This window comes from Okeania sp. SIO2F4, assembly GCF_010672385.1.
Classification (GTDB): domain Bacteria; phylum Cyanobacteriota; class Cyanobacteriia; order Cyanobacteriales; family Microcoleaceae; genus Trichodesmium.
Window position 1 is genome coordinate 1 of sequence record NZ_JAAHGT010000915.1, and the last position, 3,868, is coordinate 3,868.

General features: G+C 36.1%; 3 protein-coding genes. 2 read left to right on the top strand and 1 reads right to left on the bottom strand.

The window, feature by feature from the left end; translation table 11 throughout:
- Positions 1 to 750: 750 nt before the first annotated feature.
- The gene (locus tag F6K22_RS34890) at positions 751 to 915 is read right to left on the bottom strand and encodes a hypothetical protein (protein WP_293109013.1); all 165 of its coding nucleotides are present in this window, start codon (positions 913 to 915) and stop codon (positions 751 to 753) included.
- A 117-nt stretch (positions 916 to 1,032) separates the two neighbouring features.
- Here F6K22_RS34890 and F6K22_RS34895 point away from each other — a divergent pair, with 117 nt between their 5' ends.
- Together F6K22_RS34895 and F6K22_RS34900 are read left to right on the top strand one after the other, a co-directional pair.
- Complete coding sequence (locus F6K22_RS34895) at positions 1,033 to 2,154, top strand: tetratricopeptide repeat protein (protein ID WP_293109016.1); 1,122 nt, start codon at positions 1,033 to 1,035, stop codon at positions 2,152 to 2,154.
- A 332-nt stretch (positions 2,155 to 2,486) separates the two neighbouring features.
- Positions 2,487 to 3,599 (top strand): pentapeptide repeat-containing protein, encoded by a 1,113-nt coding sequence (locus tag F6K22_RS34900; protein ID WP_293109019.1) that lies wholly within the window; start codon positions 2,487 to 2,489, stop codon positions 3,597 to 3,599.
- The last annotated feature ends 269 nt before the right edge of the window (positions 3,600 to 3,868 follow it).

A 3,868-nucleotide genomic window follows, 5' to 3' on the forward strand; every position in this document is an offset into this window, starting at 1 on the left:
TATTTTTGTTTTTTTGTCAGTATATGGGTCATAAATATGATAATCTATAATCCGCGCATTGTTCAGCTTGGGGGTTAAAATAGATACAATTAACTACTCCTATGCCTCTAATTACTTGATGTTCATTACCACTATATTGGCGACGGAAAAGTTCAATTTTATTAGAAAATTTATGATTAATAACTGTATCATCGAAAATCAGATAATCATCTGTATCAGTAACAATTTATTCTTGGAAATTTCGCCATAAATCTAGGGAGTTTAAAGCTTCTCTTCTTAAATAACGATTAATTGTATCATGGCTAATTTTTTCTAAGTGATTTACTAGATTTGTGATAGTATAATTTGTGTGGAATGAGAGTAAATATTGGTATAGTATCAATATAATTAAAATTCATATTTTAGTTCAAATAAACCAAAAGACAATTAGATAATAATTTATTTTTTTCAACCAGCCATATTTATATTCGATAACAATATTTTTCCTGATTTTTTTATAATTACTATTGGACTACGATTAGCATGACTCAACTGTGATGTGAGCAGAAGATTTTTAAACAAGAGCAATACCTACCAAACTTAAGCAAGTACGCTACATATAGTGTCTTTGCATAAGTCCTGATTTAATCTCTCAAGAGTAAATTTCATCCTTGCTCAGGCTCAAGTTGTTGTAAATATTAACAAGTGAGATGATTGATATTGGCTTCAAATACTGTCTAATCTAAACAATACCGAATCTTTACTTTTGACCTATTGGATGAAGTTGAGTAGATGATTAAAACCAGGCTGGCGATCGCTACTTCGGTTTACAATTTTATTGGCTTTCAAAAAAACATATTCATTTGACGAAGTGATTGAGTTGTTTTCGCGATCGCGTAATTCAATAATGGCCAGAGCTTTCTGGGAAACTTTCATTCCCAACTTTCTAGGGAATTCCTGAACAAAGTGATATGATTAATAATTTCTATAAACACCTAATATTTGAGACTAGCCGTGTATAAACAAACAATATCAATATTAAATAGTCTAATAGTGGCCACAATAACAGCCACTATTCCTTCTATTGTTTATGGAGTTCCTTGTCAACAAATAGACCAAAAGGCAAATGACACCTCCTATACTTTTCCAACTTGTGGGGTCAAATTATTAGCTCAAACTAATCAAGCTGCGAGTTCAAAGTTAGATAAACTACTACGTCAAGGACGTGAATTAGCAGATGCGGGAAATTATCAACTTGCCATAACAATATATCAACAGGCAGCACGTTTAGACCCCAAGAATGCACAAATATATTCCGGTATTGCCTACTTGGAAGCACTACAAGAAAATTTCCAAGCAGCAGTTCAGTTTTATCAACAGGCGATCGCCATAGATCCTCATAACGCAAATTTTCAATATGGTTTGGGGTATAGTATGGCCAAATTAGAAAATTATCAGGCTGCAATTGAAGCTTATCGTCGTGCTTCTTTGCTAGACCGCAATAATATTAATGCTCATTTAGGATTAGCTGCTGCATTGTTTCGCCAGGAGAAATACAATGAGGCGATCGTTGCATATCAAGTAGCAATTAAGTCTAATCCTCAGAATGCTGAAGCTCATGCTGCAATGGGTTTAGTATTACTTAAGCAAAAGCGCTTTCCTGAAGCATTGGCAGCAGTGCGACAAGCTGTGCAATTATCACCGAGAGATGCAGGGATACAAATCAAGTTGGGAACTGCTCTACTCGCTACTGGAGATACTAATGGCGGTTTAGCTGCTCTGAAATTAGCCTCTCGTCTAGAACCTCGAAATGGAGATATTCAGTTTCAAATTGCGGAAATTTATCAAGCGCAGAATAATATTCAAGGTGCTTTGAAATTTTATCAAAGAGCTGCTTATGCTAATCCTGATTTAGTGGAAGCTAGGTTTGCTGCTGCAGAGATACTTTTAGAACAGCAGGATTATTTACAAGCAATAATTATGTATCGGCAAGTAATTAAGAGAAATCCTGAGAATGCAGATGGTCATTATAAAATGGGGTTAGCTCTTAAAGGTAGAGAACGTAAAAGAGAAGCATTAAGATCTTTTGAAAAAGCTTTAAAATTGTTTGAGGAAGAGAATAATTCTGAGGGTAAGGAAAAAGTGAAAATTGCTATGGCGGAATTGGAAGATTAATTTTAAGCTTTTGTTGTTATAGAGAGGGAACAGGGAAAAGTTTTTCCAAATTTTCCTAGTCTAAGATTCATCATTATTCTATGTCCTAACCAATTCTTTCTTAGCTAGAACAACCCTGAATATTAAATTACTAATAAGACTTCAATAAACCTTTCCCAAGTGAAGTCTTTTTCTCTTGTTTTTTGATATAGAAATGCAATTTATTCCTCTGAAAAAGGAGGTTCATCAACACTTGCCAATGCTACATTCATTTTACGGATATCTAAAACACCATTTTTGTAGTTTAGTTAGTTTTGAAGTTAATGATATAGAACTATATTGGGAGAAAAATTATGGACGCACAAGAATTTCTAGAACTGCTAGAGGTAGGTAGGACAGACTTTACAGGAGTCACTCTCAAGGGGGCGAGTCTTAAAGGAGTTCAATTGAAGCACATAACATTGAGTGGGGCAAATTTAAAAGGAGCCGATTTAGAGGGAGCTAAAATAAACTCTATTGATTTGAGGGATGCCAACCTTAGTGGTGCTAACTTAAAAAACGTAACTTTAGAGATATCACATTTAGAAGGTGCAAATCTGAGTCAAGCAAATTTTAGTGGTACTGATACTTATTTGGATGGCACTTTCTTTGACAATACCATCTTGATTGGAGCTAATTTCAGTTCTGCCGACATGAGTTATGCGGGTTTTAATTATGCAGACCTGACAGATGCCACTCTCAGCAATGCGATTATGAGAAAAACCATCTTTGAGAACGCCAATCTTACTAATGCTAATCTCACAGATGCCAATGCAGAAGAAGCCATTTTCGATGGAGCTATTTTTAATAATACCATCTTGCCAGATAGAAGTATCGGCAATGAGGCTCCTAAATGTGGTCCCGTTAGAATCACAAAAGAAGAATTACTCAGGCGTTATGCTGAAGGGGAAAGAGATTTTCCTGGAGTCTATATCGACTACGATGAGGATGATGCTCTAGGCTTAAGTGGTTACAATTTGAGTGGCATTAACTTGAGTAACGCTGAATATATTTCCCCTTACTTAATGGAGACAGATTTGAGTAATGCTAACTTGAGTGGCGCCGATCTCAAGCAAATGTGTTTAGATAAAGCTAACCTTAGTGGTGCTAACTTGAGGGGGGCTGACTTATTCCAATCTGGTCTTGATGATGCTAACCTGAGCGGTGCTGACCTCAGAGAAGCACGGTTAGGCTCGACGACCTTTCCTGGTGCCAACCTGAGCAATGCCAACCTGAGCGTTACTAACCTGAACGATACGAGCTTCAGGGGTTCTAACTTAACCAAAGCCAATCTTAGTTATACTGTTCTAGAATCGACTGTTTTGTATGAAGCAAACCTAACTGGAGCTAACTTGGAAGGAGCAAAATTTGGAGAAGTATTCTTCCGTAACACTATAATGCCAGATGGAAGCATTCGCGATGAATAGCACTTATCTATAAATATTTAATTTTACTTCCCATTTAATAGTTTGGATGGGCTTTGTTGCATGAAAGTATCGTTCTTAACATCCGTTCCACTTTTCGGTTGTCCCCGACATGAAAGGTGAACCTAGTGGCAGCTATATCACCCTCTTTCTATAGATTGATGTTTTATTCATCTGTTGGACAATAGTTAAAAGCATCAAAGCCTTTACAGGCAAAATTTTCAGCCTTTTTATATCAAAGATTGATCTTCTATTCATCTATTGGACAATAG